The sequence below is a fragment of the Luteitalea pratensis genome (assembly GCF_001618865.1).
GTDB classification, from domain to species: Bacteria; Acidobacteriota; Vicinamibacteria; order Vicinamibacterales; family Vicinamibacteraceae; genus Luteitalea; species Luteitalea pratensis.
Window position 1 is genome coordinate 4,723,698 of sequence record NZ_CP015136.1, and the last position, 26,540, is coordinate 4,750,237.

Annotated in this window: 32 protein-coding genes and 2 pseudogenes; 13 read left to right on the forward strand and 21 right to left on the reverse strand. The window is 65.8% G+C overall.

Annotated elements, in window-relative coordinates:
• Positions 1-2: 2 nt before the first annotated feature.
• The 6 genes from LuPra_RS19590 to LuPra_RS19610 all read right to left on the reverse strand — a co-directional run bounded on the left by LuPra_RS19590 (position 3) and on the right by LuPra_RS19610 (position 5,175).
• Positions 3-1,343, reverse strand: coding sequence for a sulfatase-like hydrolase/transferase (locus tag LuPra_RS19590; RefSeq protein ID WP_110172313.1), 1,341 nt, complete (start codon positions 1,341-1,343; stop codon positions 3-5).
• A gap of 578 nt (positions 1,344-1,921) precedes the next feature.
• Complete coding sequence (locus tag LuPra_RS19595) at positions 1,922-2,803, reverse strand: CPBP family intramembrane glutamic endopeptidase (protein ID WP_157899432.1); 882 nt, start codon at positions 2,801-2,803, stop codon at positions 1,922-1,924.
• Between the two features lie 149 nt (positions 2,804-2,952).
• Positions 2,953-3,513, reverse strand: a complete 561-nt coding sequence (locus LuPra_RS19600; protein WP_201792158.1) for a hypothetical protein — start codon at positions 3,511-3,513, stop codon at positions 2,953-2,955.
• Between the two features lie 278 nt (positions 3,514-3,791).
• A complete protein-coding gene (locus tag LuPra_RS32090) occupies positions 3,792-3,941 on the reverse strand; it encodes a hypothetical protein (protein WP_157899433.1) in 150 nt (49 codons plus the stop codon).
• Between the two features lie 123 nt (positions 3,942-4,064).
• Complete coding sequence (locus LuPra_RS19605; protein ID WP_110172315.1) at positions 4,065-4,526, reverse strand: hypothetical protein; 462 nt, start codon at positions 4,524-4,526, stop codon at positions 4,065-4,067.
• Positions 4,527-4,845: 319 nt separating this feature from the next.
• Positions 4,846-5,175 (reverse strand): HigA family addiction module antitoxin, encoded by a 330-nt coding sequence (locus LuPra_RS19610; protein ID WP_234800472.1) that lies wholly within the window; start codon positions 5,173-5,175, stop codon positions 4,846-4,848.
• Here LuPra_RS19610 and LuPra_RS19615 point away from each other — a divergent pair.
• The gene (locus LuPra_RS19615; protein ID WP_110172316.1) at positions 5,174-5,416 is read left to right on the forward strand and encodes a DUF4926 domain-containing protein; all 243 of its coding nucleotides are present in this window, start codon (positions 5,174-5,176) and stop codon (positions 5,414-5,416) included. The two genes, LuPra_RS19610 and LuPra_RS19615, sit on opposite strands and share 2 nt — an antisense overlap.
• 328 nt (positions 5,417-5,744) lie before the next feature.
• Here the strand turns inward: LuPra_RS19615 and LuPra_RS19620 are convergent, their stop codons facing one another.
• Genes LuPra_RS19620 through LuPra_RS19640 form a run of 5 tightly spaced genes read right to left on the reverse strand, consistent with a single transcriptional unit; the run spans position 5,745 to position 7,895 of the window.
• The gene (locus LuPra_RS19620) at positions 5,745-6,278 is read right to left on the reverse strand and encodes a DUF1579 family protein (RefSeq protein ID WP_110172317.1); all 534 of its coding nucleotides are present in this window, start codon (positions 6,276-6,278) and stop codon (positions 5,745-5,747) included.
• A 39-nt stretch (positions 6,279-6,317) separates the two neighbouring features.
• A complete protein-coding gene (locus LuPra_RS19625; protein ID WP_110172318.1) occupies positions 6,318-6,650 on the reverse strand; it encodes a hypothetical protein in 333 nt (110 codons plus the stop codon).
• Between the two features lie 6 nt (positions 6,651-6,656).
• Positions 6,657-7,019, reverse strand: coding sequence for a hypothetical protein (locus tag LuPra_RS19630; RefSeq protein ID WP_110172319.1), 363 nt, complete (start codon positions 7,017-7,019; stop codon positions 6,657-6,659).
• Positions 7,016-7,162: a hypothetical protein gene (locus LuPra_RS32585; protein WP_162271451.1), complete on the reverse strand. Its 147-nt coding sequence runs from the start codon at positions 7,160-7,162 to the stop codon at positions 7,016-7,018. The genes LuPra_RS19630 and LuPra_RS32585 overlap by 4 nt, the downstream gene beginning before the upstream one ends.
• Positions 7,163-7,196: 34 nt before the next feature.
• Entirely contained in the window at positions 7,197-7,895 is a 699-nt protein-coding gene (locus tag LuPra_RS19640; protein WP_110172321.1) for a hypothetical protein, read from the reverse strand.
• A 442-nt stretch (positions 7,896-8,337) separates the two neighbouring features.
• Between LuPra_RS19640 and LuPra_RS19645 the strand changes: the two genes are divergently transcribed.
• From LuPra_RS19645 to LuPra_RS34590, 3 genes are all read left to right on the forward strand, one after another.
• Complete coding sequence (locus tag LuPra_RS19645; RefSeq protein ID WP_157899434.1) at positions 8,338-9,018, forward strand: cupin domain-containing protein; 681 nt, start codon at positions 8,338-8,340, stop codon at positions 9,016-9,018.
• A 247-nt stretch (positions 9,019-9,265) separates the two neighbouring features.
• Complete coding sequence (locus LuPra_RS19650) at positions 9,266-9,514, forward strand: ribbon-helix-helix domain-containing protein (protein WP_110172323.1); 249 nt, start codon at positions 9,266-9,268, stop codon at positions 9,512-9,514.
• Positions 9,511-9,834, forward strand: a complete 324-nt coding sequence (locus LuPra_RS34590; protein WP_157899435.1) for a type II toxin-antitoxin system RelE/ParE family toxin — start codon at positions 9,511-9,513, stop codon at positions 9,832-9,834. The genes LuPra_RS19650 and LuPra_RS34590 overlap by 4 nt, the downstream gene beginning before the upstream one ends.
• Before the next feature lie 236 nt (positions 9,835-10,070).
• Here LuPra_RS34590 and LuPra_RS19660 read toward each other — a convergent pair.
• Positions 10,071-10,331 (reverse strand): annotated as a pseudogene (locus tag LuPra_RS19660) (recombinase family protein); the annotation flags it as partial.
• Positions 10,332-10,456: 125 nt separating this feature from the next.
• The gene (locus LuPra_RS32095) at positions 10,457-10,612 is read right to left on the reverse strand and encodes a hypothetical protein (RefSeq protein ID WP_157899436.1); all 156 of its coding nucleotides are present in this window, start codon (positions 10,610-10,612) and stop codon (positions 10,457-10,459) included.
• 218 nt (positions 10,613-10,830) lie between these two features.
• Here LuPra_RS32095 and LuPra_RS19665 point away from each other — a divergent pair, with 218 nt between their 5' ends.
• A complete protein-coding gene (locus tag LuPra_RS19665; protein ID WP_110172326.1) occupies positions 10,831-11,481 on the forward strand; it encodes a PEP-CTERM sorting domain-containing protein in 651 nt (216 codons plus the stop codon).
• Between the two features lie 357 nt (positions 11,482-11,838).
• Here LuPra_RS19665 and LuPra_RS19670 read toward each other — a convergent pair whose 3' ends face one another.
• On the reverse strand, positions 11,839-13,356 hold the full coding sequence (locus LuPra_RS19670) for a hypothetical protein (protein WP_157899437.1): 1,518 nt from the start codon (positions 13,354-13,356) through the stop codon (positions 11,839-11,841).
• 575 nt (positions 13,357-13,931) lie between these two features.
• On the opposite strand from LuPra_RS19670, the gene LuPra_RS19675 reads away from it, so the two are divergent.
• Positions 13,932-14,210 carry a hypothetical protein gene (locus LuPra_RS19675; RefSeq protein WP_110172328.1) on the forward strand — a complete coding sequence of 93 codons (279 nt, stop codon included), beginning with the start codon at positions 13,932-13,934 and terminating at the stop codon, positions 14,208-14,210.
• A gap of 79 nt (positions 14,211-14,289) precedes the next feature.
• Here LuPra_RS19675 and LuPra_RS19680 read toward each other — a convergent pair whose 3' ends face one another.
• The 7 genes from LuPra_RS19680 to LuPra_RS32100 form a co-directional block, all read right to left on the reverse strand.
• Positions 14,290-15,057 (reverse strand): recombinase zinc ribbon domain-containing protein, encoded by a 768-nt coding sequence (locus tag LuPra_RS19680; RefSeq protein WP_110172329.1) that lies wholly within the window; start codon positions 15,055-15,057, stop codon positions 14,290-14,292.
• A gap of 163 nt (positions 15,058-15,220) precedes the next feature.
• The gene (gene istB, locus LuPra_RS19685; protein ID WP_110172330.1) at positions 15,221-16,009 is read right to left on the reverse strand and encodes an IS21-like element helper ATPase IstB; all 789 of its coding nucleotides are present in this window, start codon (positions 16,007-16,009) and stop codon (positions 15,221-15,223) included.
• Positions 16,006-17,490 (reverse strand): IS21 family transposase, encoded by a 1,485-nt coding sequence (gene istA / locus LuPra_RS19690; protein WP_110172331.1) that lies wholly within the window; start codon positions 17,488-17,490, stop codon positions 16,006-16,008. Before istA ends, istB begins: the two co-directional genes overlap by 4 nt.
• A 146-nt stretch (positions 17,491-17,636) precedes the next feature.
• Complete coding sequence (locus LuPra_RS19695) at positions 17,637-17,918, reverse strand: hypothetical protein (protein WP_157899439.1); 282 nt, start codon at positions 17,916-17,918, stop codon at positions 17,637-17,639.
• Positions 17,897-18,223: a hypothetical protein gene (locus LuPra_RS19700; RefSeq protein ID WP_110172333.1), complete on the reverse strand. Its 327-nt coding sequence runs from the start codon at positions 18,221-18,223 to the stop codon at positions 17,897-17,899. Before LuPra_RS19700 ends, LuPra_RS19695 begins: the two co-directional genes overlap by 22 nt.
• A gap of 186 nt (positions 18,224-18,409) precedes the next feature.
• Complete coding sequence (locus LuPra_RS19705) at positions 18,410-18,922, reverse strand: hypothetical protein (protein WP_110172334.1); 513 nt, start codon at positions 18,920-18,922, stop codon at positions 18,410-18,412.
• Between the two features lie 939 nt (positions 18,923-19,861).
• Positions 19,862-20,308 (reverse strand): hypothetical protein, encoded by a 447-nt coding sequence (locus tag LuPra_RS32100; RefSeq protein WP_157899440.1) that lies wholly within the window; start codon positions 20,306-20,308, stop codon positions 19,862-19,864.
• Positions 20,309-20,616: 308 nt separating this feature from the next.
• Here LuPra_RS32100 and LuPra_RS32105 point away from each other — a divergent pair.
• The 7 genes and pseudogenes from LuPra_RS32105 to frdD all read left to right on the forward strand — a co-directional run.
• Positions 20,617-20,768 (forward strand): annotated as a pseudogene (locus LuPra_RS32105) (transposase); the annotation flags it as partial.
• Positions 20,769-21,445: 677 nt separating this feature from the next.
• Entirely contained in the window at positions 21,446-22,696 is a 1,251-nt protein-coding gene (locus LuPra_RS19725) for a winged helix-turn-helix transcriptional regulator (RefSeq protein ID WP_110172338.1), read from the forward strand.
• Between the two features lie 286 nt (positions 22,697-22,982).
• Positions 22,983-23,207: a hypothetical protein gene (locus tag LuPra_RS19730; protein WP_110172339.1), complete on the forward strand. Its 225-nt coding sequence runs from the start codon at positions 22,983-22,985 to the stop codon at positions 23,205-23,207.
• 75 nt (positions 23,208-23,282) lie between these two features.
• Positions 23,283-25,082 (forward strand): fumarate reductase (quinol) flavoprotein subunit, encoded by a 1,800-nt coding sequence (gene frdA, locus LuPra_RS19735; protein WP_110172340.1) that lies wholly within the window; start codon positions 23,283-23,285, stop codon positions 25,080-25,082.
• Positions 25,027-25,767, forward strand: coding sequence for a succinate dehydrogenase/fumarate reductase iron-sulfur subunit (locus LuPra_RS19740; RefSeq protein WP_110172341.1), 741 nt, complete (start codon positions 25,027-25,029; stop codon positions 25,765-25,767). Before frdA ends, LuPra_RS19740 begins: the two co-directional genes overlap by 56 nt.
• Positions 25,767-26,183 carry a fumarate reductase subunit C gene (locus tag LuPra_RS19745; RefSeq protein WP_110172342.1) on the forward strand — a complete coding sequence of 139 codons (417 nt, stop codon included), beginning with the start codon at positions 25,767-25,769 and terminating at the stop codon, positions 26,181-26,183. Before LuPra_RS19740 ends, LuPra_RS19745 begins: the two co-directional genes overlap by 1 nt.
• Positions 26,184-26,537 carry a fumarate reductase subunit FrdD gene (gene frdD, locus LuPra_RS19750; protein WP_110172343.1) on the forward strand — a complete coding sequence of 118 codons (354 nt, stop codon included), beginning with the start codon at positions 26,184-26,186 and terminating at the stop codon, positions 26,535-26,537.
• Positions 26,538-26,540: the final 3 nt, after the last annotated feature.

The window sequence follows — 26,540 nt, forward strand, 5'->3', positions numbered from 1 at the left end:
CCTCATCTGCCCCCCGGCCAACTCGCCCGCCATGCCATCACCAGGTCTGTCAGCGCCGTCACGACGTCCGGCTTGTCCGCGGCACGGTTGCTCGACTCCTTCGGGTCGGTGGCCAGATCGTAGAGCTCGGCGCGCGACCCATCCGGATTGATCAGCAGCTTCCAGTCGCCGCGCCGCACCGCCAGGCTCGGGCTGCGATCGGGCCCGAACTTGAAGAACTCGTCGTTGCGCCCGTACTCCCAGAAAAGCGGACCATGCGACGGCAGCGGGCGACCGCGCCAGGCCTGCAGGACGTTGCGGCCGTCGAGCCGCGCGTCACGCGGCAGCGCCGCACCGGCGACGGCACTCAACGTGGGGAACAGATCCTGGGCGATGAGCACCGACCGCGAGTCGACCCGTCCGGCCGGCACGTGGCCGGGCCAGCGGACGATGAACGGCATGCGAATGCCGCCTTCGTACAAGGCCAGCTTGTGCCCGCGATAGGGTGCCGACCGCTGCCCGTCGAACGTCGGCAGGGCGCCGTTGTCACTGGCGAAGATGACGAGCGTGTCGTTCTCCAGCCCGCGCGCCTTCAGACCGTCGAGCAGGCGGCCGATCTGCCGGTCCATCTCGGCCAGCACCGGCTTCAGGTTGGCGGGCGTCTCCTTCCGATCGGACGACGCGTCGGGCACCCACGGGGTGTGTGGATCGTCGAGCCACAGGTTGACAAAGGCGGGCGTGCCCTGGTGCCGGTCCAGGAAGTCGAGCGTGCGATCGACGAAGAAGGCCGACCGCTCCCACCGCTTGACGGCATCCTGGTCGGCCCAGATCCAGTTGGTGGAGGTGATGTCGGGATGCGGCTCAGGGCTCTCGTAGGTCCCGACGCCTTCGTCGTACCCGTAGGCGGCGAACTTCGGCGGTGCGGTCACGTCGCGGCCGCCGCCGAGGTGCCACTTGCCGATATGCGCCGTGGCGTACCCCGCCGCCTTCAAGGCTCGCGGCAGCGACGGCGCGCGGGGGTCGAGGGAGTCGGCCATCTCGGCGCCGGCGTTCCCCTGCCTCGTCTGCAGGAAGCTGGTGATGCGCCAGCGCGCCGGGTGCTGTCCGGTAATCAGAGCGGCGCGCGACGGTGAGCAGATCGGCGACGCCGAATAGTACTGCGTGAACCGCGTCCCTTCGGCTGCCAACGCGTCGAGCCGAGGCGTCGGCACGAGAGTGCCGCCGTACACCCCGACATCGCCAGGCCCGAGGTCGTCGGCGAGGATGACGATGATGTTCGGTTTGGTCGCACCGCCAGGACTCGCGACCGCCATGAGCACGGTCGCGGCGCAGACCGCCGTCGCCCACAATTGCTGCTTCAGCATCCGGCAATTCCCGGTCTCACCGGCACGCGACCCACCGTCACCGCCTTTCGTGTCGGCAGCCATTGTCGCTGAAACCGCGCTACGGCGCGCGAGCGAGTGCCGTCACACGAAACGCGGACCGACCCGATCGGTCCGCGCTCCCACCCGGGGCTGCCTGCACGGACATTCAGTACTTTCCTACGCGAGTTCTTGTCATCCATGCGTGAGAACACGGAGCGTGGCATGTGACGGAACTGCCGGGCAGCGTTCTGCCATCATTGTGCGAACGCCACGAGTCCGGCGGCCGTGGCACGTGAGCGGGACGAGCCCCTGACGCGGCGTTGGTGCACGGCTCACTCTGGAGTCGTAGTTCTCTCAACCCAAGGCCTCGTCACCGACTGATTGCTGACGAGTCGGGCCCGCCAAGCGCGGCCTTGAACGCGCTGGCGAGATCGAAGTCACGTGCCCAGTGCTCCGGCTGCTTCAAGACCGGATCGTAGGGTACGGCTCCCGGCGTTCGATGGTGACTGGCGGTCCTCGACGTGGGCGTCAAGGAGAACTGGCGCGGGACCGTGCTGAAGGACGTCGCGGTGACTGCCTCACCCGTGGAGGTCAGGCTGCCCGTGGAGTGATGGCGTGAGGTGATGGGTCGGGCGCTGCACCCACCACATCCGAGTCACCAGCACGAGACCACACCCCGCCAAGGCATACATGACCTCGAGCGCATACCAGGCCGAGCGCGTGGCGCCCGTATGCGAGCCGAGCGCAGCGACGTCTTCCCAGAAGAACATCGGCGCGTTCACTGTCGCGTGAGCGAGCACCACAAGAAAGAGGCGTTGACCGGTATGGACCCAAGTCCAGGTGAATAGAAACGACAACCCAAGAACCGCGAACAGGAAGAGCGCGGTGGTCCTGGGGGGCGACAGGAGAAGGGGTCCATGCCACAGCCCCCACGCAGCGGCCGTCAGGAGGGTGGCCCGAAGCCGAGTGAATCGTTCCAATAGCCGGGGCAGAAGCCAGCCCCGCCAACCGAGTTCTTCGCCGATCGAGACGATCAGGATCTGCAGGACGCAGTGGGTGAGAAGCAGGAGCCCGGCGGAACGGATCGCGCCCACGAGTTCACCGAAGGAAACTCCCGCGCGCGCCAGCGCGAGACCGGAGCTGACGGCTCCCGCCAAGACGATCCACACGGCCCACGGCAAATCGCGGCGGCGAGGAACGAGACGGCGCACAAGATCCGTCGCCCCCGGACGGCCCTGAGCGAGAAGGGAAAGAAGGATCGCGGCTAAGCCAGGGCCATACACCACGAGGACGCGTGAGGCGTACGTCCGCAGCACGCGCGGCTGCGGCGGCGCCCAGGCGGTATAGGTGATGAGCGCCGGGAAGCCGATCAGGTACGAGATCCCGAAGGTGAGCAGAAGGAAGCCCGCGATCGGGTGTTCGCCAAACCAGCGGGTCAAGAATCGGAAGGATACGAGCATGCGAAGCACATTCTGTCTCGCCCGACGGATTCCATCGTTCGCTATTGACCCCTGTCGTTGACCACCCCGTTGAGCCATCCCACGATCGCGGCGGTGAGCTGCTGGTTCACTCTCGTCCCCGCTGGAAGGCGACGAACTCGCGCCAGGCGCTATCCCAGTTGTCCGAGACAGAACAGGGCGGCGACGAACAGGCCCGCAACAAGGTACCAGCGGAGGAATGCTCCGGCGCACGGGGTCGGGGGTTCACGCAACACGCTGATGCCGAGGGGTACGAGCGCGACCGCCAGGCCCGCGGTTGAGAGCACGGACATCGGCGAAGTGCCCTTGAGAACGCCAATCATCAGCGCCGCCATCAGGCCCAGGGCGATCGAGCGAACGAGGCCAAGCGTGCCGGCGACGTAGGCGCCAATCGCGAGCACGATCCAGCCGAAGACGATAGTGGCCGTGAGGCCGGTCACGACATGGAAGGCGCCGTAGGAGCCGGCGACTGTGCCGGCGGCACCCGACACATCCTGCCTTCGCACCAGCTGGAAGGCCAGGTGGTCGACGCCGGCGTGGAACGTTCTCGCGAACAGCCCGAACATCACGAGACTCCCGCCCCACAGCGCCCAGCGTGGTCTAGTGGCGCCAATGCGTGTCGCGAGTGTGACGATCGCTGGCCAGAGCGCGATGTTCCCGACGAGAAAGCACCCGTACGACGCGGCGATCAACGTGGGATGTGCCCGATAGGCGGCAAGCTGTTGCGGAAAGAAGAAATGGAACTGGACGCGCAGCAGGACGCCGCAAGCAGCAGAAGCGGCGCCACGACGAGCGATGTTCCCCCAACCCAGCGTCCCGGGAACCAGAAGTCGTCACTCTTCACGTGCCTCTTTCGGGCCATCAATGGGTCTATCGATAGGTCGCCGGCGGTGGCTGAACCTGCGTCGGAATCGCACTGCGCCGCGGCGATGTTCCGGTGCCATGCTGGCTAGCCGAAGGCTTGGCAGTGTCAGGCCTCGACGCGTCCCTTGCCCTCGACGATTGTGACGTAACGATCGAACGGGAGGTCCGTGAGCGCTCCACGCGTCCGCTTGGCGGCGGCCACGTGATTTCGAGCCAGTCGACCTTCGCCGCTGAGCCGCGCCGAGACGTCGCGCATGTCGTGCGAGCCTTCGCCGCGTTGGCGGCCACGTCAAGGGCCTGCGCGAGGGCGAATACGAACCCTATCTTCACCATCGATCGAAGTTCGGCAAGGTCGCCCGTGTTGAAAACACGCACGGCTCTACGCGCTGCCGCCCTGCATGCGGTCACACTCGGCCTTGTATGCTTCAAGCAGCGTCGTCAGGCTGGTCTGAAAGGCGCTCTGCACCGCGTACACGTCGGCGACTTTGCCGCCCAGGTCTGTCTGCTTCAACTCGTCCTCCACGGTCATCTGGATCGCTGCGAGTCGCTCGAGATGCGCCCGTGAATGGAACTCGAGATCCTTCAACTGGGCGAGCACGACCAATGACCCCTCGAGCGCGGCGCGGCGGGCCGCCGGCGCCTGAGCCGCGGGGTCGGCGCTGGTGTCTTGCGTTTCCCCGACCGTGGCCGACGCGCTGGCTGGATCCGTCTTCGGGGTCGCCACCGCGCTCTTCTTCCCTGGCTGACCGTGTCGTGCGTCGTGGCCATCGACGTCTGCGACCTGGTGCTTCTTCTCTTGGCTGACCTTCTTGGCGTGCGCGACGTTACGTGGATCGGACATGAGACTCCCCTTGTGGGCGTGCTGCAAGACGTGCGGCCTGACTGGTGACCACACCACTGTGACAGACATCGCGCTGCTGGTGCGCTGGCACATCGCTGACGCTGCATGCCGGACGAGATCGTCTGTGGCGTGAAGGAACTGGGCAGCGGCCCTCATCCGAGAAGGAACACGCGGCTGGCTCGGCGCGTTGTGGCGTCCAGGGGAACGCTCCAGTTATCTGACGACACCGTTGGGACGCCAACTCCAACACGTTGACTCCGGGCCCCTTCACGCTGGACCTGAGCGGTGTTCGAATGAGACGAGCGTATGCCGCGAGCGCTCAGGAGAGCCGCTTCATCCGCCGCTGCACCGCCTTGGCCTCGTTCAGCGCCGTCTGCAGATCGTAGTCCGCTTGCAGATGCAGCCAGAAGCGAGCGGGCATCTTGAATCGCCGATCGAGACGAATGGCGGTGTCAGCGGTGACCGACCCCTTGCCCAGGATCAGTTCGTTGAGCCGGTTCCTGCTGATGCCCAACTCGTCGGCGACGACGCTCTGCTGCAGGCCGATCGCGACGCCCAGCGGCAGGATCGTGCGGTTCTGTTCGGTCTGGCAGATCGACACTGGAGCCGACGTGCCCCGATTCATTACCATGTACCCGAGGTAGGACATGCCCTTCGACATGTACGACGACGTGATTCTGACCCGCGACGTTCCCGAGCACGGCGTACGCGCCGGCGACGTCGGTACGGTCGTCGAGCGCCACATTGTCCCAGGCGTCAGCGAAGAGGGCTTCTCCGTCGAGTTCTTCGACATGACGGGCAATACCGTCGCCGTCGTGACCTGGCCGGCAAGCGGGCTTCGCCAGCCGACTCCGGCCGATCGACCGGCTGTCCGGGCGCTCTCCACCTGAGCCTCTGATCCATCAGGCAGCGCAACGCAGACCATCCACTGCGCGCAGCCAGCCCGCCATCTGGTTCCAACTGGCGACCATTGGGGACGCCACTACTAACGCATAGGCCCGGCCGGGATAGGGTTCCATGCGGGGGGTAGACACTGTGGCCGAGCCTACACCTTTTGCCCGCTCCCCGCGGGCCCCTAGCTGCCCCCACAGACACGTCGAGCCGGAGCGCCCACCCTATGGGTCCACACCGGCTCGGATTGCGCTGTATGGCACCCTACCGGCAGGCCGGGCGCGTCGAGAGCGCGAGCCCCGCTTGCAAGCACGTCTCCGTCGTCGTCTACTTCTTCGTCGCCGTTCCTTCGAACGTCGGGGCCCACTCCTTACCGTCGGTCGACATCTCGCACTTGACCATCAACGTCGAGCCCCCGGTCCCGAACTCCAACTTGCATCGATCGCGCCAGACCGTCGCGCCCATCGTCGACGTCCCCGTCGCGGTCCAGGTGTTGCCCTCGACGGCCATCGTCCCCGAGCCCATCATCCCGATGCTGTCGAACGAGTTGAACGTGTAGACCTTCTTCGCGGCATCGTACGCATAGATTTCGATGCCCTTCACCTCGCCCATGGGCGACTTTCCCTCAAAGCTCCGCTGGATGAAAAAGTTGCCCGGCGTCCATTCGATACGATCCTCGCCGGTAACCTTCCCACCAGGCCCCATCGGCCCTGGCTTCATCTGCCCGTCGAACGTCCAGTTGCCGACAAACGCGCCCAGTCGCTGATGCTCAGGGCCAGGCTTGGGCATCTCCTGCTTCTGCGCGCCCACGACAGCACTACACAGCGACATGACAGCCGCGATCACTGCAAGACGCCTCATGATTTGCTCCCTTCATCTGGTGATCCGCCGGAAGGCCAATTATGCGGCACCAGCGGCGCGGACTTCATGGGCATCGAGCATCACCGACAGCAGCCGCGCGTTCCGGCTGCCGGACGGCATCGCGCTGAACTCCGTCGCCGCCATCACGGCCACGGCATCGTTGCGCGCCACTTGCCACGCCCGATGGCTCTCAGACGCCTGCGTGTTGGCCTGCAGCCGCGCCGTCTCGCGCGCCAGCACCCGGCACACGGTCGCCTGCGAGATCTTGAGTTGCTTGGCGATGGCGCGTTGGTCGAGACCCAGGGACCGCAATCTCGCGCACGCCTCGGCCCGCTGGTTGGCCATGAAGACGCGCGCCTGAGTCACGGCCATGATGATTCACACCTCGCACGCGCGCCGCTGTCCCGTGGTCATCGCCGTGGCTGGCGTACACCTTCCGTGACGAGCGGCGCGCGTCGAGATCCCGCCGCCATCGTGCTGCTGCGCGTCAGGCGGAGAGGTCGAGGTCTTCGATGACTGTGGGGCACGCAGCGGGCGCGTGGCCACGATGCGCGAACGCCGCTCACTCCAACCGGCATAGCAAGCCAGCGTGCCGCCCTTGGCTCCCCAGATGTCGTCCGGCCCCAGCGTGAACGGGCACTGGCCCAGCCTGCGGAGGGCCTTCCTCCGCGCTTCGGCGTCTGCCAACGCCTTCTCGATGGCGTTCTGCTGCTGGTCGAGGCGGCGCTCGGTCGCGGTCACGCGGCGCTGCCTCCCTGCTGCTGGCGCTCGTGCAGCACGGCCGCGATCACCAGTCCGAGCATCGCTGGCTGACGGCACTGCAGCAACAAGACGGCCTTCTCCTCGCGGGTCATGCCCACGCGGATCACTTGCTTCAGCGCCATCGCGTCTTGTGAGGTGACGCGACCGTGTTCGAGGTCAGCGTGCGCCTGCGCCAGCGCGTCCTCGTAGCGGCTGCAGATGGCCTCGACAGTCACGCGATGCCCGCTCCCACGGCCTTTGCATAGGCGGTGTACAGCGACGGCGCTCGCAGGCCGCCACGATGGCTCCGCGTTCGCTGACACTCATCAAGTTGCCTGCGTCCGTGAAGCCCAGTTCGGTTCGCTCACGCCCCGACAACTTGTTGCCGTTGACGTCTTGTTCGCAGGCCGCCGTGAGTTGCTCGAACGCTGATCGACACGCGGCGAGTGCGGTCTTGTCGCCGTCGTCGAGGCCGCGCTTGATGACGTCCTCGCTGGGGATGAGGCTGTGCATGGTCTTTGCCCTCTCGGCCCGCTCTTTGGCGAGGCCCTTCTGAATCTGCACCGCCTGCGCGAGTTGGTTCTGCATCCACGCGACCGTCTTGCCGACAGGGACGACGAACTCCAGCGAGGCACGGTCGCGCCCCTTGCACAACAACAGGTGGCGCTCGCAATCAAGTGGCAGCAGCGACGCCAGCTTCAGCACGTCTCGATCGCGGACCGTCGGCACGCGAAGCCCGAAGCCGACATAGACGGCGGGGTCGCCCTTGCTGACATTCACCGCGCCCGGCAGTGCTTCAGCCCACGACTCCACGCTGTACTTGTCATCGACCCACAGGTGGCGGCCTTCGTCCCGCCTGCGGCCCAGCCGCGCCATTCGTTCGGGATCAGGAGTCGAGGGTCGTGCTTCGGGGTGTCGGCCCTCCAGATGAGGATCGAGGCGTGCGGGTTCGCAGGCCGGTCGACGACGTCCAAGCGGTCGAGCACGATGTCGGTGAGCTTGAACACGTCGATCCCCCTACGGCTTTTCATCACATGATGAAGCAGTAACTTACGCACCACACATGCCCCACATGCCTCGATGGCGGAGACGCTGCGCGCCCACCGTCCCGGCCATCAAAGGCGCAGCAGGTCATGCCGCACGACGGAGATACACCGCGCTGCCCGACAAGGTCCAATACAACTTCGACATTGAAGTGAGGTAGTACAACACTGCATCCGATGGGTCGCACTCGGGCCGCTTCAGCAACGAAGATTCGATGCCCCGGCTCCCGCCATCAGGACACCCGCTGAGAGATACGGGAGTACAATGCGCCCCCATGACGACTCATATGGGCACCGCGCGGCGTCGAATGTGCGTTCTGCTTGGCATGATCGTATGTGCGACATGCCTCACGACGTTCGCGCAGGAGCCGCCAGTCCCCGGCATGTGCAATGTGCCGGTGAGCCAACGAGCGGGAGACATCGGTTGCTATCTGACGGCTACCGAGACGTTGGGGGCACTGCCTGAGGATGCTCGTTTCTGGCATGTCTACAACTATCCGACGCGCTCCGCTGCGGAAGCAGCCAAGGGGCCACGAGGGACTGTCGTCGAGGCCTTCGGAAAGGTCTGGCTTTACACCATCGCCGCTTCTACCTGGAAACCCACCGATGGCCAGCGCGCTGCCGTCGTCGGTCCATTGCCAATCGCCAAGGGCACGAACTACACGGCGCGCTACATGGAGGCAGTGTTTCCGGCGAACATGGCCACATCGGTGCATGTGCACTCAGGGGCTGAGGCGTGGTACGTCGTGAGCGGTGCGCAATGTCTGGAGACGCCAGACGGCTTCACGGTCTTACGGGCGGGTCAGAGCGGTCTCGTGCCTGCGGGGCCACCAATGCGCCTGTCCAGCGTCGGTACGGACACGCGTCGTTCGGTGTTTCTCGTACTTCATGACACGGCCCAGCCTTGGATGACCGATACCGGCGACTGGAAGCCGAAAGGTCTGTGCCCACAGTAGAAGCCTGTGCTTGAACTGCTCCGAATCCGTTACTGCGCGATGCCCCGCCTCCCGCCAGCAGGACACCCGCTGAGGCGAGGCGTCCGGGTACCTCTGGAGAGCTTGAGAGGGAGGCGCTGACGCCCCCCTTGGGTGAGAGTTTGAAACTGTGTGTGGTAGGTACTCGGGCCGAGGCCTGTCAGGCACGCTCGGCCCCCTGCGGGCAGCCTACGCGCGCCGTGCCTTGAGGCGGGGTGGCCACGGCTCGATGGAAGTCGCCATTCCCAAGAGCCTCGAAGCTCTCGTTCGCCGCAAGGTCGAGGAAGGCCACTACGCCACGGAGGTGGAGGTCGTGGCTGACGCGCTCCGCCTCATGCAGGTTCGCGACGAGGTCGGCGCGGTCAAGCGAGAGAGACTCCGGGATGCACTTGCACGAGGCTACGAAGACATCGCAGCCGGGCGGGTGGTAGACCTCGAAACCGACGACCAGATCGACGCATTCTTCGCGAGCCTGTGAAGCGCCTGGTCATCGCCGAGATCGCTCGGGCGGACCTCACCTCCATTCGCCGATACTCCACGCGAACGTGGGGGCCGGGAGCAGACCGCCAAGTGCATGAGTGCCTTCAGGACTGCCTGAAGGCATTGACGCGGGGCACCGAGTTTACACGCTCTCGCGACGACTTGTGGCCCCGCATTCGGATGGCGACAAGTGGCCGCCACAGCATCTTCTTCGAGACCGACGACGCCCAAGTCCTAGTCGTCCGCGTCCTTCATCAGAGCATGGACTATCGGCGCCATCTGGGCGCTACTGGCGAGGCAGCGGATGAGACGAACTGATCGCGACCGTCTCACTCGTCCGTATGGCACACCGGCCGACTCGCCCATCGCCCGGCCCCGCCGGCGCCTTGGACGTCGAAGCGCCGCAGATGCAGCGCCTGGCGGATGCGATCTTTGCAGAATTCTGCGCAGACCGCCCTTCGGAATCGCGTGGTGGGCTCCAGGCCCAAGAACCACGCGACGAGTGCTGATCGGCGACCAGTTGTTCACATGTGCGACGAGCACGCGAGACAATCTCATCGAAGTCTCGCTGCATTGGCTGGAGCCGCCCACAGATCCGCGTCGACGATCCGCTGGTGCTCGGCGTCGATCGTGAGGTGCTCGCCTTCGGGGCGCACTTGTGTCTGGCGCTGGCCCCACGCGTTGCGCTTCCTCGTGGCGTTCCAGACGATCAGCCCGCGGTAGATCGGCCGGCGCAACACGACGTGCACGGACGAGGCCGCCCACCCGGTCGGCCGTCCCTGCTGCGACCGCGGTGATGCAGCGCCATCGGCGTTGAGACGCTTGCGATGCGATGAACGCCGTCGCCCCTAGCGGCAGCCCGGTAGATCGCCCTGATTAGGCCACGTGTCGTGTCCGGCGGCTTCGATGGGAAGGCCGCCTGGCACGCGCAGCATGAGCGTCACGCGCTCGCCGTGGCCGGCGCAGCAATGTCCTCGACAAACAGCCCCCTGAGACTGAAGTCGGTGATGCGCACGCTGCGGTGCCCGGACATTCCGCTCCAGGTTGCCTCGAATGGGCCGCTCACCCGGTGCTCACCGCGACGCTCAGCCGTCATCGGCCTGATTGTGCGTGTCGACACTTCCTGCCACTCGTCAGCGAGTCAGGCTGAGCACTGGGCGCGGTGCCCCAGGCGATCTTTGACGTACGGGTGTACGACGCTGATACCCTTCCAGTCGCCGCCACGCCTACGCGGGAGGCAGCGCGGTGCCGGCCCCGATCTTGCTCCTTAGTGCCACCGCACGGCTCCATTCCCGGAGCGAAGGGAGACAACGGATGAGAACATCTCTACGGCCAGCATTCGTGCTGGCCAGTATGCTCGCCGGTCTCGCGCCTGCGGCTGACGCTTCGATCATCTTCGAGGCGAGACCGGGCTTTGTGCAGCCTGACGAGAACCTGCTATTCCACGGCGATGGCGTGTTCCCTGGCCCAGGGTCGACGGTGCAGGGCGCGACCAACCAGACCGACACCATCTTTAACCTCGTCGGCATGGAGAGCCTCGTGACGCCGTCCAATGGGCAGGCGCGCGTCGAAGATGAGAGCGAGACAGGGTTCACCTACCTGCTCATCGACGCGCTCGACCCCAACGTCTTCTATGGGGAGTTAGAGGCCAATCTGAATGCCGAGGCCAACGGCATCGCCAACATCCGCGTCATCGATGACAGCGGCGCGGTGTTCACCTTCGCCTTCAACGTCAACGGGGCAGGCCAGAACTTCTTCGGCCTCAGCGCTATCGACGGGCAGTTAATCGATACGGTCCAAATCACCACGGCCGGCGTCGAGCTACATGACGTCCGGCAGATTCGTCTCGGCGGGATCACCGATGGCGACGGCCCACCGGACGAGGACGTGCCGGAACCGACGTCCCTGTTGCTCCTTGGGTGCGCTCTCGGCGTGACAGGATTCATCGCCCGACGTCGCAGATAGCTGGACTATATTCGCCGTTGACGCACGCGCGTGCGTCAACGGCGAATACCCTTTGGCCTCACCCGAGCCCCTCGGACGGTGATGTCGCGGACCGAGTCGTCAGCCTAGGGAGGCTATTGGCTAGCATTCGACAAGACCCGCCGCATCATGCAGGAGCGACGGCCTTGCCGGCGGCGGCCCGTCGAGTGTCGCAACGTCGCCGGTGAACGAGCCGCTTAGCATCACACACGGCGCACCTGCGAGCACCGGCTCGACGTACCGTCGAAGCTCTGCATCATCCGGTTACCGACAACACGAAACCGTCCACACCGCACACGTCCAGGCTGAGACGCTGGACGAGGCGGCCGTCTTGCGCGTCTATCGGGCACTCGGCGACAGCGGACGGAGAACGAGCCACACGCAGAGGTCGCTGGCACCATTGGGAACGCACACGAGCGCCGGCGGCGCTCCGGCTGGTCGCCCGGCATGGAATTCCAACAGGCCGTCCTCGCGACCGGAGGGGTGCCATCGTTCACCGAAGAAGTTCAACCACACGCGGTCCACTGAGAATGCAACGTCTGCCTTGTGCAGCTGCAGTAGGACAGCCGAGGCGGCATAGAACAGTTCGGGCGAACCCGTCTGGATCGCGACGTGCGGTCGATGGACGCCGGAGGCGAGCAGTTCCGCCCGCACGGCGTCGCTGACTGATCGGGCTGGCTGGAACTGGCTATCGTGCACGAGCGGCCGGCCGACCAGGGCGACGGGGATTGCCAGGCCGACTGCAAGGATCAACGCGCCTTGGTCGCGGCCGATCGGGAGTGCCAGACCTCGCGACGCCAGCACAGGGCCTATCGCCGCCAGGGAGCCAATCACGCCGACCATCGAGATCCATGCCGTCACATATGGTCGGATCTCGCCCGACACGCGCGTCGTGGCCAGCACGGCCACGATCGTACACGCCAGGCACACGCACGCGAGCGCACGCAAGAACGAGGGTTCGCGCAGACGCACCGACCAGAAGGCCAGCAGGCCAATCTGGCCCAACGCGAAAGCGCCGCCCACGGCTTGGTGCCATCCTTCCAGAGGCTGGTACGGGGCGTACCACGGCAGCGTTCCGAACAGGAAGTACGACCACGGCCAGGCAATCTCTCGCGTCACGATCGCCAGCGCCTCGCCCCATGTGTGACCGGCGGATTCCCCCCTGAAGAACCGCAGGATGAGGCTCATGTTGCCGGGGTCTCGGGTCATCTGCTCGACCAGTGGCATCGTCCATAGCGCTGCGAGTGTCGCAACGGCGAGAATCATCGGCAGGTGGCGCGATGTCGCGACATCGCCGTCACGCCGGCGGCGTCGGAGCCACAGCGCGCCCGAGGTGAGCGCCCCCGCCGCCACGCAGGGTAGATAGCCCACATGCGTCTGTACCAGGAATGTACTGAGGCCGGCCACGATGGGAAGGACTCTGGTCCTCCCGCATGCCAGGCCTGCGCACAAGATCAAGAACACCCCGAGAGGCAGGATCGTGACCGCCGGGTTCCAGATGTTGTAGAGAAAGCCCGGGCCAAGGTACAGACCGTAAACAAGAAATAGTGCCAGGGCGAATATCGGAACCGTCGCCCGATCGACCCATCGACCGAGACACGTCACGACGCCGAGCAGCGCCGCCCAGTTGAAGATGAGAACGGCCACGGGCAAGCTTGCTGAGCTCGCGCCGGAGGCCCCGTAGAGCGGCGCCTGCAAGTAAAAGTATGCGGGCCCCGGATGTCGCCATCCAAAGCGCGAATACGGGCCGAGCAGTTGCGTCCCTCGTAGCGCTTCGCCGGTCGAGAGCTCCAGCAGCGCAAAGTCCGATGCCGGCGAAGCGTTTCGCATGCCGTCGATGATGCGAGATGCGGGCATGATGACCGGAAGGACCGCGAGGCCTACCAGAATCGCCAGCACCACGACCTGGTGCCTACCTGCCGACCAAGACATGCCGGAGCCCATTACGGAGCGTCCTCGACCAGTTGATTTCCGGGCTCCCTCCGTCAGCGGTGAAGGATACCGCGAATCAGTTAGAACCTCCCGAGTTCTAACCGTTAATGGACATCAGCGTGCCAGGCCGCTTTCCTGATCAGTGCCAATTCAGGAAGATCCACCGTCCAAGTTCCTTCAGGTCCCGTTGGGGACGCCAGTCTAGGCGGGTCCATTCCGGGGATTGCGCCCTGCGCGCCACACGATTCGGCAGCCTCGCAGGGACCCGGCTCCCCTGCCTGGGTTTGGGTACCGGAGCCCCGGCGGTGCACAACCGGGGCAACTTGCGGGAACGGGACGACCTCGTTTGAAGCGGTCTCGGGGGACCGGACCCGGAATCGGTACACACCGAGAACTGATCCGCTCGCCCCACCGCTGCGCTGGTATGATTCGCAGCCACGACGTGTCGCTTTACGATCACGCCTGATCGATTCGCGACGCCGATCACCGAGGTTGATTTCATGAGCATCGTTGTCCGCTTCAGTCCCATCGCCCTCACTGCCGAGAAGTACGCGGAGGCGACTCGCGTGCTCACGAACGCAGGCGAATGGCCACCGGCCGGGTGCGACTACCATGTCTGCTTCGGTTTGGCCGGCAACCTTATGGTCAGCGAGATCTGGAATTCGCGGGAGCAGTTCGAGGCTTTCGGCACGCGTCTGATGCCGATTCTCGCCGCCGCCGGCATCCAGTTGGCCAGCCCGCCGGACATCTTCGAGGTTCACAACGTCGTCAAGGGCTGACAATCGGGCGCGGTGCGGATCGAGAAGCGTCAATCGTTCGCGCCGCAACCGCCTCGCCGTCGGCGACCTCCGGTCCCCGTCAGGCGGCGATCCAGCGGTCCACTGACAGTTGCATGCAGTCCGTTCCCGTTGGGGACGCCACTCCAGTTGGCAAATCCACGATTCCGGACACCAATCGGTCGAGCGCGATGGCGCCCTCGAAGCGGTAGCCGCGACGTCGTTCGTCTACGACCGGCGTGAAGCGGAGCGGGCCGACCAGCAGCGTCCGCAGGAGGTTCCGCGCCTCGTCCAGATCCGACCGCAGCAACCGGCTCACGTCTGCCAGTTTGTCGCGCAGGCGCCGTTCCCATCCCGCGCGCGTCTCCACCTGGCGGCGCTCGCCCGCCTCGACGGAGTAAGGCGGCGTCCAGCTCGGCGAGGTGCGCCTGGCGGGCCTGTAGACGTGCCACCAGCGCCGCCATCGGTCCGCCCATGCCTGCAGCCTCAGCGAGCCGCTCGCACTCGGCCTGCACGGTCTGCCGCTCGCGTTCGAGGGCCTGCCGCTGATCGTCCCGGAGTGGCAGGTGCAACGCCTCGAGCGCGAGGCGATCGCCTGCTCGATGACGGACGCGCGCAGTACGTCCTGCTCGAGGACGGCGAGCACCTCCGCGTCGATCGCATCCTGCCGGCCGACGAGGTTGTTCTGGCAGACCGCAGTTCCCCGCTTCGAGTGCGACGTGCAGCCGTGGAAGTGGGCGCGGGCCTGTCCGTGCGACCGGCTGTGCCCCGTGAAGCCGCCACCGCAGCAGGCACATCGGGCGAATCCGGCGAGCAGGTAGGGTCCACTCCGGCTCTTGCGCGGCGTCAACTACTCTTGCCGGTTGACGACAACTATTTCTGCCGGCGAAGGGTCAGCGAAGCGAGACCCACCGCCGGGTCCGCCTGGTTGATGGTGGCCGGTCGGTGGCCAAGTCGCCGTCGGATCGGTGCGTCTCTGGGCCGCCCGAGGGCGGCCCAGAGACGCGGGCCGGTCAGGCGGTGGACGCGGCCGCGCGCGAGGCCTTGCCGCGGCGGCTGGCGTGCTCGGTCCGAAAGCTCGGCACCTCGAACTCCAGCAGCACGGAGTGGTGCACCAGGCGATCGATCGCGGCCGCGGTGGCCATCTGATCGCGGAAGATGCGATCCCACTGCGCGAACATCAGATTGCTGGTGATGAAGACCGAGCGCCGCTCGTAGCGCTCGGCCAGCAGCGTGAACAGAATCTCGGCCTCCTCGGGGCTCTGCTGGATGTAGCCGACGTCGTCGAGGATCAGCACGTCGAACTGATCGAGTTTGCGCAGGGCCCGCGGGAGATCGAGGTCCCGCTTCGCCGCGAGCAACTCCTGCACGAGGCTGTAGGTCGGCATGAAGAGCACGGCACGCCCGCGCTCGATCAGCGCGTGCCCGACCGCACACATCGCATGGCTCTTGCCGACGCCGGGCAGCCCGAAGGCCAGCACGTTGGTCGCCTCGTCGAGGAAGTCGCCGCCCGCGAGCTCCTGGAGCCGGCGCACCAGCGCCGGTGGCAAGCGTCCTTCGTCGAGCGTCCCGAACGTCTTCCCGGGTGGGAGCTTCGAGGCCCGACGCAAGCGGGTGATGCGCCGCTCGTGCCGCTCCTGCGCTTCGAGGTCGAGGATCTCCAGCAGCAGTGGCAACGCGCTCGGCTGGTCGGCTTGGACGAACCGCGTCACCAACTCGCGCGCGGCGGTCGTGAGACCAAAGGTGATCAGCCGCGTCGTGATCTGATCACCAACGGTGACGGTCGTGGGGGTGCGTCTCATGCCGCGGCTCCGCCGCGCAGCGCATCGTAGACCGCGAGATCGGGGGCAGGAATGTGGACGGTCGGGACGACCAGCACGGGCGGCGCCACCTCGGCCTGGACCGTGCGCGCGTCGAACGCGAGACCGGCATCGAGCAGCGTCGCCAGGACGGCGGTCACGCGCATCTCGCCCGCCGTCGATGCCAGCTGTAAGACCCGCAGGTACTCCAGGTCGGCGCGCTCGCCGTGCGCCCGGGCCAAGGCATCGTACGCGCGTCGAAACGTGACCGACGGATACAAGTCCTCCCGATAGCGGTAGCGCGCAAACGCACCGGGTTTGCGCACCAACCAGCCGATCATATGGCGGTAGTCGATGCGGTGCTCGTCCTCTTTCCGCAGCCGCGGCATCGTTTGCACGATCTGATCGCGGTAGCGCACCTCGACCACATTGGGATGGACGCGCGCTTCGACCGTGTGGCCCATCAGCTGCGCGGGCACCGAGTACGTGCGGTGGGCCACGCGAATCGTGCTCCACCGGCGCACGACCGGGTAGTACGTCGTGTAGCTGGGGATCGCCGCAGACGGGAGGGCGCCGAGCGTCGCCCGCTCCTCGGCGAGGCGGGCCAGCGCCGGCCGATTGCGCCAGTAGGCGACGACCTCCTGCACAAAGGCGTCATAGGCGGCGATATCGACAAACGCCGTGTGGCCGCGCACCAGCAGCGCCTGTGCCAGGAGCGCTTTGAGGCGGCGATGGGCTTGCTCAGCGACGCCGTTTTCGTGCGCACGTCCCGGCGTGATCCGACTGGAGCGGATCCCGTCGTGCTCGAGCACGGCGCGGAACCGCGGCGTCAACGCGCGACCGCCACTGGTCTTCAATTCGTGCGTCGCGGCTGACAGATTATCGCTCCGCAGCACGGGCGGGACGCCGCCCAAGGCCCACAACGCGCCCTGCACACCCGCGACGAGCGCCTCGAACGTCTCGCCAAACGCGATCGTCACCCACGTCCAGTGGCTGTAGCTGAGCACGAACTCGAACAGCAGATGCGGGAAGGGGGCACCGGCCACGGTCACGCCTAGGTCGGTGGCGTGGGTGAAGTCGATCGCGGCCTCACGTCCCGGGACGGCCACCTGCGGAAAGAACACCTCGGGCTCCACGCCGTGCCGCGCCCGCCAGTCGCGAAAGCGGCGCTGCAATGTGCGCGCTTGTCCGGCATGGAACTGGTCGGGGTAGCGCGTGCGCAACACCTCCAAGACCCACTTGGCCTCGAGGACCCCCTTGACGTCACGGCTCAACAGCGGCTCGACGTCGGTGTGCCAGACCGCGGCGAATGGATCCGGACGCGTCCGCCAGTCGCGGGCCTGCGTCGTCGCGCTGGGCAGCGGCCCCGTGTCCCACTCCCGCGCGGTCCGGAGACTCATGTCACTGGCGGCCGCTGCGGCCGCCTGGCTCTTTCCATCCATGCGCTTCTGCCTCAAGAGCCGAACCTGTGCATCCGTGACCATCGGTCAGGCTGACACGGCCGGCGTGCTGGGCCCGAAGCGGCAGATCTAGTCGTCGCTACCCGGCAGATCTAATTGTCGCCGCGCAGCTCTGATTGTCGCGCTGTGTGCGCTGGACGCCCTGTCGGTCTAGACTCGGCTCATTGGCGTCAGGAAACGGGTACGCCCTCGAATATCAGCGAGCCGGCAATCTGAGCGCCGATCCCGGCAATCCCGGTGCTGCCGCTCCGGTTATGCGCGATCCTGGTCCCTACTGCCGTGAGGTCGAACCGCACCGGCCGAGACAACACAGTGTCCGGTGCCCCCGCGGTAAGCACGGCCATCACCTCGCCGGGGACCAGCGTGTTGGCGCGGGTCAGACCGATGGTGACCTGCCACTGCAGAACATTGCCCTTGTTGGACACGACGGTCACGTTCGGCGCGAAGAACACTCATTGCACGTCCAGCACGTCACGCCGGCCGGGCACTCGACATTGCTGATAGCGGCCAAGCTTCCAACGGACGTGGCGATCGGGTCGGTGCCGCCCACGCTGCCTATGTCGAGGCTACATTTCACGAGATCCGGCGTTGATGTTGTGTTCGTCACCAGCACCGGCACCGGATGGCTCTCGTCATTGACGATGAGTGCCGCGAGTGGCTTGAGCGCGCCCTGGGCCAGCGCCGGGAGCGCACCTGAGACCGACAATACTGCCGCGACCAGCGCGGTACCTGCCGCGATTCCTACGTAACGTCGCATGACCCACCGCTGCCCGAGGGCTGTGGTCCAGCACGATCACCGACGGCAGCGTGCGCCCGCACAAGGCACGGCCCTCAAGCGTGTCGGAGCCGGCACGCCGGTGAGGAGGCGCTCTCGGATGCTCCCCAGGGTGGCGACCTCGGCCAACATCAGTGGTCGCTGGCCCCGTCTCGCGTGAGTCCCCTGCTACTGCGCTGCTACCACGAGTGCAGTCGTTGCGGCCGGCGCCGGTTGGATCAGAAGGGCTGCGCGAATGTCCTGGTTCGTGCCATTGAGCACCAGGACCTTGCAGAAATACTGCCCTGGAGATTCGGACGCGTACAGATTAGACGACCCCGAGTCATGCTGCGGCTCGACAGCAGAGTCCACCCATCCGGCGGCTACCTGTCCCGTGGCTACGTCGATCAACTCGGTCCGAATAGCGCGAGCCGAATCAGCGATGTTGACGACGCCGCACGTCAACACCCCGCTGTAGAAGTGGACCATCGGCGTAAACGCTACATTGGACTCGTTCGCGGCGGCCAAGCCATCGACGCTTTCCTGCAAGGTCGTCAGCGACGCCCGGATCTGCTCGAGAAGCGCGATAACGCTTCCCGGATTCTGGCGTGCCGCGACGACTGTGCCAAGCCCGCTGATCAGGATCACGACGACCACAACCCGCAACTTCCATACACGTTGAACAGGGGTAATCCGCGACATAGCTATGCTCCTTCGTGGCGGCCGATCCGAGGACGGCAACGTCACCGCGGCTACGGCAGCAAGGATTCGGATGGAGGGAGGGCAGGGCCTCTTTGTGGGCTGCGCTCCGAAATCGCGGTGCGAAGGGAGGGTACGCGGCATCCACTCGCCTGCACAGAGCATGACCATGCTCTGTTGTGACAATGGATGACTCGGGCGTTGTAGGGTTCACGTCCGAAAGAGGTCGAAGCGCGCCTCGGACTTCTGGGTGTACGCCGGATTGAGCGTCTTCCGCCAGGGCTCGGCGCACTGACGTAGGGCGAGTCGGCCGGCTTGCTGACGATGCCTTCCAGGTCGAGCGCGCAGGCCGCCCGGAAGACGTCCACGCCATCGCACTGCACATGCGGCACGTACCGCACGCGAGTGTGTCGTGTCGAATGAGGTGGCGTTGAGCCGTGTCGTGTCGATGTGCATCGACTTCGTTGCCATCGCGCACGCAAGGCGCCTCAGGCGGCCGTCAGGTCCGAGAAACCGTCGACCGGCACTTGCGGCAGTTGACGGTACGCTAACGCACCGGCTTTCGTCTTCATTCCTGCGCGCAAGTCGAGCGAGCGCGCGGCGGTACCGATCCCATGAACGTCAAGGAGCGAATCGTGTGATGAAGACAGTCCTCCTTTCAAGCCTGCTCGTGACGTTCGTAGCCGGTATCCCGACGTCCACAGCACAACCGCCTCAATCCGGGCCGAACGAGGAGCGGGCGGCGCAAAGAATCGCCGACGCGACGCATGATCTCGATCCCGCACGTCTCGCATCGCTCGCTGATGATGTCTGGGAAGCGCATCGTGAACGGGCGACAGATCGCATCAGACGCGAAGTCACACGCTACATGCAGAGTGACATTGTCCCCAGTGAGCCATCTGCAACAGTTGAGGCGAAAGTTCGGGCTGTGCTCCGGTCACATCACGTCGATTCGGAGTGCCGCGCGTGGGACGCGTGGCCATCGATGGCAGCAAGGTCCAGGCGAATGCCTCCAAGCACAAGGCGATGAGCTACGGGCGGATGCGGGAGAAGACGACGCAATTGCGCGACGAAGTGGCGGCCTTGCTCGCGCAGGCCGAAGCGGCCGATGCGGCTGAGGACGCGACCTACGGCGCCGATCGCCGCGGCGATGAACTGCCCGCTGAACTGAAGCGTCGTGAGGATCGACTGGCGCGCATCAAGGAGGCGAAGCGCGCGCTGGAAGCCCAGGCGAAGGCCGAGGCCAGCGACGCCGGGACGTCGCCAACGAAGGCGAAGCCGCTGCCGAAGGCGCAGTACAACTTCACCGATCCCGAGTCGCGGATCATGAAGACGCCCGAGGGGTTCGCGCAGGCCTACAACACGCAAATCGCGGTCGATGACCTGCAATGGATCGTCGGGCAGTGCGCACGCAGGCGACCAACGACAAGAAGCAGTTGCTGCCCATGCTCACGACCATCACCCGGCAGTCGGGCGAGATGCCGACGCAGGTCTTGGCCGATGCGGGCTATTGTTCGGAGGCGAGCCTCATGGCCGCCGCGGCGCTACCGATCGACGCGTATGTCTCCACGCGTAAGCAGAAGCACGGCGAGCGCCCTGGGCCCTGCCCGCGCGGACGCGTACCGAAGGCGGCCACGGTCCTCGACCGCATGACGCGCAAGCTGCAGACCAAAGCCGGCGCCGCGATCCATGCCGCGCGCAAGGCGATGGTCGAACCGTGTTCGGGCAGATCAACGAGGCGCGTGGCTTCCGTCGGTTCTTGCTGCGCGGCTACGCGAAGGTGCAGGCCGAGTGGGCGCTGGTGTGCACGACGCACAATATTCTCAAGCTGTACCGCCTCTGCCTGTGAACCAGGCACGCGCCCGGCGTGGACGTGTCGATACACGCCCACGCGCACCGCCACGGGGCGGTCCGAATGGCTCGGTGACGCCGTAGCGCTACGACAGCACCGACGCGGCGACCTCGGTGATGGCCGTCACTTGCTCAGACCGCGGTCGCGCGGTTAGTCGGACACGCTCCTAGCAGCGGTTCGTGGATAGTCTGAGGCACTGACGGGCTCCGAGTCGTTCCTCGGCGGCCGTGCCCTTCCAAGGCCGGCTGCCTGCTCCTCATGGCCGACACGAACTGATACGTGCTCGAACGAAGAGAGGCGAAGAAGCCTGCGTGCTGGGTCTTGGACGCAGCCGCGAGCGGTTCCCACCGCGCTCAATTGCGCCGCTCCGTGACGGTCAGCATCCGAGGGGCCGGAACCGGGACTAGGCCGCGTCGATCACGCGTCGCCGCTCCATTGTCCACAATGTGTCGAATCCCCTGGGGTTATGACCGGCCGTCACCCCACTTGATCGGTCGAATCATTACGACAGTCGCACGTCCGCGGTTGACGACGGAAGCATCAGCGGATACAGGTTGACGGAAGACCTGTCGTCGGCGTCAACAGCCGTCGCTGGTCGGGCAGCACCGGCGAGCTGCCTGACCTTTCCGCATGTCTGCACGTACAATGCGCGGCATAGGGACAGTCGACCGCTCATGTCGCTCGAAATCAACGAGATATACGGGTTCGGTTCCTGCCGGCTGGACGTCGGCCGGCGGCTGGTGATCTCCGCGGGCAACCCGGTGGCGCTGCCTCCGAAGACCTTCGAGCTTCTGGTGCTGCTCGTTCGCCACGCCGGGCGCGCCCTCTCGAAGCAGGAGTTGATGACGGCCTTGTGGCCGAACACATTCGTCGAAGAAGCAAACCTGTCATTCCAGGTCTCGACGCTGCGGAAGGCGCTTGGCGTCGACGGCGCAGCGTGGATCGAAACGCTCCCCACGCACGGCTACCGGTTTTCGGCGGACGTCCTCGCTCTCGCGCCGCCCGTCGCTGCAACACCGATACCCTCGCCGACGCCGGGGCCGTCACGGGCCCGTGTCGACTGGCGCTGGATTGGGATGGGTGCGAGTGTCATCGTCCTGGCGCTGGCCGCGTTCGTCATTCTCGATCGAAGCGGCCGGCGATTGGCTGGTGGAACCGACGGCGAGACCGAGGCAGTAACGCTCACCGCCTACGAAGGCATGGAGTCGAGTCCTTCGCTCTCGCCCGACGGCAGCCAGGTCGCGTTCGTCTGGAGCGGCGCGACGCCGACGCAGCAGGACATCTACGTGAAGCTGGTCGGCCCGGGCGAACCTGTGCGACTGACGACTCATCCCGCTCGAGACGACTCGCCGGCGTGGTCCCCGGACGGCCAGAGCATCGCGTTCCTGCGCTGGACGGCGGGCAACGACACGGACGTCGACGTGTTGCTGATACCGGCACTCGGAAACGGGGCGGAGCGCCGGATCGCGTCGACGACGGTTCGGCCAACGTCGCGCCACATCAGCCGGCTGGCCTGGACTCCCGATGGCAAGTGGCTCGCCATCGCGGCCGCGCCATCGCCGACGCAACGCCACGGCATCTGGCTGCTGTCGCCTGACGGCCGTGAGCAACGCCGCCTGACCAAATCGCATGGCATCACCGGTTACGCCAACGGCGACGCCAGCCTGGCGTTCTCGACCGACGGCCGCCACCTGGCGTTCGCGCGCAGCCGGTCGGCCGGCGTGGACGCTCTCTACGTGCAGGCACTGTCGCCTGACATGAAGCCCGTCGGCGATGCCGTGGCTGTCACCGAGGAGTCGCCGCGCGCGTCGCTGGGCAAGCGCTCGTGGTTCGGCGTCGCGCTGAGCCCCGACGAGTCCACCCTCTTGTACTCGGTCGTCGAGAGCCTCAATCGCGACCTGATGCTGGTCGATCGTACCCGGTGACGCGACGTCGCCGGCGCGCCACAAAATCAAGACGGTCGAGCAGCTCACGGACCCGTCGGGCGCGCCTGCAGTCCCCTTTGCGCAGGGCTGGGCGCTGGGCGTAAACTGTGCTCCTCCGAAGTCCCCGGGGAGGCTTCGGATCCTTCCGAACCCCAATAGGGCATGCCGTGCAGTCTGCACGGCACTGTAGATCCCCGAAGTTGCAGAACCTGTCCGCCGTAGCCTTGGCGAGGGCGGAATCGTTACGGCGTCTCGGCGACCCTGTGAGCTCGAAACGGGGGGAGTCATGAACGCGAACGGCAGCTTCATCGGCCTGCAGGCACCCTGCGGCCAGATCGTCGACGGAGAGAACTACGAGGATCACGACGACGAGGTCGTTGTCACCCGGGAGACGTTCTATGCCTGCGGGTGTCGGAGTATCCAGCACGAGTACCACGACGGCGCTGTCAGCCGGCGAATTGTCCGGCACGACGGCCACGTGCTGATCGACGAACTGCTATCAGCGGAATAACGGCGGGAGACAACTGTCACGACGGCCGCCTCGCTCGGAAACGCGAAGGAGCACGGGCGGAGAGGAGACCAGGACGTGACCCCTTCTCATGACGTGGTGCTGGTCGGCGGTGGCGGCGCGGGGCTCAGAGCCGCGATCGCCATTGCTGAAACCAATCCCCGACTCGATGTCGCGGTCGTCTCCAAGGTATACCCCATGCGTAGCCATACCGTCTCCGCCGAGGGCGGAGCGGCGGGGGTCATCGCGCCCGATGACAGCCTGGACGCGCATGCGTACGACACGATCTCGGGCGGCGACTGGCTTTGCGATCAGGATGCCGTCGAAGCGTTTGTGACCGAAGCGCCCCAGGAACTCCTTCGCCTCGACCATTGGGGCTGCCCCTGGAGCCGCGAGGCCGACGGCCGGATTGCCGTCCGCCCCTTCGGGGGCATGACGAAGATGCGCACGTGGTTTGCCGCCGACAAGACCGGCTTCCATATGCTCCACACCCTGTTCCAGACCTCCCTCAAGTTCCGCAGCGTGGTCCGGTACGACGAATGGTTCGTCACCAGGCTCCTCATCGATGACGGCAGCGTGCAGGGCGTCGTCGCGATCGACCTCAAGTCGGGGCGCATCGAGGCCATCACCGCCCGGGCAGTCATTCTCTGCACCGGCGGTACGGGCAAGGTGTTCCCCTTCACCACCAACGCCGCCATCAAGAACGGCGACGGCATGGCGCTGGCCTACCGCGCCGGCGCGCCGCTCAAGGACATGGAGTTCGTCCAGTACCATCCGACGGGGCTGCCGTTCACGGGCATCCTGATCACCGAGGCGGCGCGCGCCGAGGGTGGATACCTGATCAACAAGGACGGCTTCCGTTACCTTCAGGACTACAACCTCGGCCAGCCCCAGCCGCAGCCCGTGCTGCGGACCATGGAGCTTGGTCCACGCGATCGGCTGTCCCAGGCGTTCATGAAGGAGCTGGACAAAGGACGCACGATCGAGGCGGAGTACGGCCACGTGGTGCACCTCGATCTGCGCCACCTTGGGGCGAAGAAGATCAACGCCAAGATTCCATTCGTGCGCGAACTGTGCCTGAAGTACCAGAACCTCGATCCCATCACCGACCTCATTCCGGTACGTCCGGTTGTTCACTACATGATGGGCGGCGTGCACACGGACCTGAACGGCGCGACGCCGCTGCCAGGCCTGTACGCAGCTGGTGAAGTGGCGTGCGTCAGCATCAACGGCGCGAATCGGCTCGGCTCGAACTCATTGCCAGAGTTGCTGGTTTTTGGCTCGCGTGCCGGCCGCGCCGCCGCGGAGTACGCGTCGCGCGGACGCGACGTCAATCCGAGCGTGCTGGCCCAGGCGAAGGATGAGGCGCATCGCCTCGAGCACGTTCTCCTCAACACGAGGGGGCGAGAGCGCATCGCCGACCTGCGCGAAGCCATGCAGAAGACCATGGAGCAGAGCGCGGGCATCTACCGATCGGGTGCCTCGCTCGAGAATGGCGTAGGGCAATTGCGGGGGCTGCAGGATCGATATGCCGACATCTCCGTCCAGGATCAGAGCCGAACGTTCAACACCGAGCGCGTCGCTGCACTGGAGCTCGCGTTCATGCTCGATGTCGCCGAAGCGATTCTTGGCTCGGCGCTCCGACGTGAAGAATCGCGGGGTGCCCATCAGCGCACGGATTTCCCGAAGCGCGACGATGAGCGCTTCCTCGCGCATTCACTGACCTATCGCAGCGCTGACGGTTCGTCTCGCGTGGAGTACCTGCCGGTAACACTCACCCGCTGGCCGCCGGCCGAGCGGGTCTATGGAGAGGCCGCACCGCATGGCGGACCACATCACGTTGCAGGTCGCAAGGTATCGTCCGGAACAGCAATCTGACATCACCTTCGACGAGTACGAAGTCCCCTGCCCGAAAGAGTGGGTGGTGTTGGACGGGCTGAATCACATCAAGGACCGCCTTGACGGGACGCTGTCGTACAGATGGTCCTGTCGCATGGGCATCTGCGGGAGCTGCGGCATGAACGTCAACGGCGAACCCAAGCTGACGTGCGCCACCTTCCTTGCCGACTACGCCCCCGGCCCGATCCGGGTGGAGCCTCTCCCGAATTTCCCCGTCATCCGCGATCTCATCGTCGACATCGGCGACTTCATGCAGAAGCTGGTGCGCGTGAAGCCGTGGATCATGCGACAGACCGAGAAGCCCGTGTCGGAAGGTGAGTACCGGCAGACACCGGAGGAGCTGGACGAGTACAAGCAGTTCAGCATGTGCATCAACTGCATGCTGTGTTACGCCGCGTGCCCGATTTACGGCCTGGATCCCAAATTCCTCGGGCCCGCGGCCATCGCGCTCGCCCAGCGGTACAACCTCGACAGCCGCGACGAGGGCGCCTCGGATCGCATGGCGGTGCTCTCGGAGCATGAGGGGATCTGGGGCTGCACGTTCGTTGGGGAGTGCACGAAGGTATGCCCCAAGCACGTCGATCCGGCAGGCGCCATCCAGCGCTACAAGCTGACCGCAGCGCTGGAATCGATGAAAGCCATCTTCATGCCACGAGGGGCGTGATGAGCGACAGCCACGTCTACACGCCGTACCATCCACGCTGGCTTCGACGACGGGTCTCCACCTACTGGTGGCTCCAGAAGTGGTCGTATTTCCGCTTCATCCTGCGAGAAGGCAGCTGTCTGTTCGTGGGGTGGTTCGTGTTGTACATGCTGCTGCTGGTGAACGCCGTCGGCAAAGGGCCCGATAGTTATGCGCGCATTCTCGAGTGGTCGGCAGAACCGTGGGTGCTGGGCCTGAACGTCGTCAGCTTCCTGTTCGTTGCCTTTCACGCAGTCACGTTCTTCGAAGCCGTGCCGCAGGCGCTCGTGGTGCACATCGGGCGCACCCGCGTGCCAGGACGTCTGGTCATGGCGGCCCACTACATGGCGTGGGCTCTGGCATCGGTGCTCATCGCCTGGCTGATTGTGGGTGCGTAGATGATCAAACAACATCCGGAACCATGGCTGTGGCTGCTCTTCAGCGCCGGCGGCGTGCTGTCGGCGATGCTGATGCCCATGCTGCTGCTGTTGTTCGGCGTCGCGTTTCCGTTCGGGTGGGTGGCCGCTCCCAGCCACGCACAGATGGTGGCGGTGCTGGGCAATCCGCTGACACGCGTGGTGCTGTTCGCGCTGTTCATGCTCTCGCTGTTTCACTGGGCGCACCGGTTCCGCCACACCCTCTATGACGGGCTCCAGATCAAGCACCTCAACGAGGTGATTGCGGTGCTGACGTACGGTGTTGCCGTGGTCGGGACGGGCGTGGCCGCGTACATCCTCTGGCAGATTCCGTAGCCA

Bases quoted from the DNA above. Each gene is read 5' to 3' on its own strand.
- istA (WP_110172331.1), bottom strand. From the start codon at position 17,490: ATGGTCACGGATGCACAGGTTCGGCTCTTGAGGCAGAAGCGCATGGAT.
- LuPra_RS19740 (WP_110172341.1), top strand. From the start codon at position 25,027: ATGGCGGACCACATCACGTTGCAGGTCGCAAGGTATCGTCCGGAACAG.
- istB (WP_110172330.1), bottom strand. From the start codon at position 16,009: ATGAGACGCACCCCCACGACCGTCACCGTTGGTGATCAGATCACGACG.
- LuPra_RS19645 (WP_157899434.1), top strand. From the start codon at position 8,338: ATGACGACTCATATGGGCACCGCGCGGCGTCGAATGTGCGTTCTGCTT.
- LuPra_RS19670 (WP_157899437.1), bottom strand. From the start codon at position 13,356: ATGCCCGCATCTCGCATCATCGACGGCATGCGAAACGCTTCGCCGGCA.
- LuPra_RS19700 (WP_110172333.1), bottom strand. From the start codon at position 18,223: ATGCGACGTTACGTAGGAATCGCGGCAGGTACCGCGCTGGTCGCGGCA.
- LuPra_RS19595 (WP_157899432.1), bottom strand. From the start codon at position 2,803: ATGCTCGTATCCTTCCGATTCTTGACCCGCTGGTTTGGCGAACACCCG.
- LuPra_RS32585 (WP_162271451.1), bottom strand. From the start codon at position 7,162: ATGGCGCTGAAGCAAGTGATCCGCGTGGGCATGACCCGCGAGGAGAAG.
- LuPra_RS19725 (WP_110172338.1), top strand. From the start codon at position 21,446: ATGTCGCTCGAAATCAACGAGATATACGGGTTCGGTTCCTGCCGGCTG.
- LuPra_RS19640 (WP_110172321.1), bottom strand. From the start codon at position 7,895: ATGGCGCGGCTGGGCCGCAGGCGGGACGAAGGCCGCCACCTGTGGGTC.
- LuPra_RS19620 (WP_110172317.1), bottom strand. From the start codon at position 6,278: ATGAGGCGTCTTGCAGTGATCGCGGCTGTCATGTCGCTGTGTAGTGCT.
- LuPra_RS19675 (WP_110172328.1), top strand. From the start codon at position 13,932: ATGAGCATCGTTGTCCGCTTCAGTCCCATCGCCCTCACTGCCGAGAAG.
- LuPra_RS19650 (WP_110172323.1), top strand. From the start codon at position 9,266: ATGGAAGTCGCCATTCCCAAGAGCCTCGAAGCTCTCGTTCGCCGCAAG.
- LuPra_RS32090 (WP_157899433.1), bottom strand. From the start codon at position 3,941: ATGCGCGACGTCTCGGCGCGGCTCAGCGGCGAAGGTCGACTGGCTCGA.
- LuPra_RS19605 (WP_110172315.1), bottom strand. From the start codon at position 4,526: ATGTCCGATCCACGTAACGTCGCGCACGCCAAGAAGGTCAGCCAAGAG.
- LuPra_RS19610 (WP_234800472.1), bottom strand. From the start codon at position 5,175: ATGTCCTACCTCGGGTACATGGTAATGAATCGGGGCACGTCGGCTCCA.
- LuPra_RS19625 (WP_110172318.1), bottom strand. From the start codon at position 6,650: ATGGCCGTGACTCAGGCGCGCGTCTTCATGGCCAACCAGCGGGCCGAG.
- LuPra_RS32095 (WP_157899436.1), bottom strand. From the start codon at position 10,612: ATGACGGCTGAGCGTCGCGGTGAGCACCGGGTGAGCGGCCCATTCGAG.
- LuPra_RS19730 (WP_110172339.1), top strand. From the start codon at position 22,983: ATGAACGCGAACGGCAGCTTCATCGGCCTGCAGGCACCCTGCGGCCAG.
- frdD (WP_110172343.1), top strand. From the start codon at position 26,184: ATGATCAAACAACATCCGGAACCATGGCTGTGGCTGCTCTTCAGCGCC.
- LuPra_RS19705 (WP_110172334.1), bottom strand. From the start codon at position 18,922: ATGTCGCGGATTACCCCTGTTCAACGTGTATGGAAGTTGCGGGTTGTG.
- LuPra_RS19615 (WP_110172316.1), top strand. From the start codon at position 5,174: ATGCCCTTCGACATGTACGACGACGTGATTCTGACCCGCGACGTTCCC.
- LuPra_RS19665 (WP_110172326.1), top strand. From the start codon at position 10,831: ATGAGAACATCTCTACGGCCAGCATTCGTGCTGGCCAGTATGCTCGCC.
- LuPra_RS19745 (WP_110172342.1), top strand. From the start codon at position 25,767: ATGAGCGACAGCCACGTCTACACGCCGTACCATCCACGCTGGCTTCGA.
- LuPra_RS19590 (WP_110172313.1), bottom strand. From the start codon at position 1,343: ATGCTGAAGCAGCAATTGTGGGCGACGGCGGTCTGCGCCGCGACCGTG.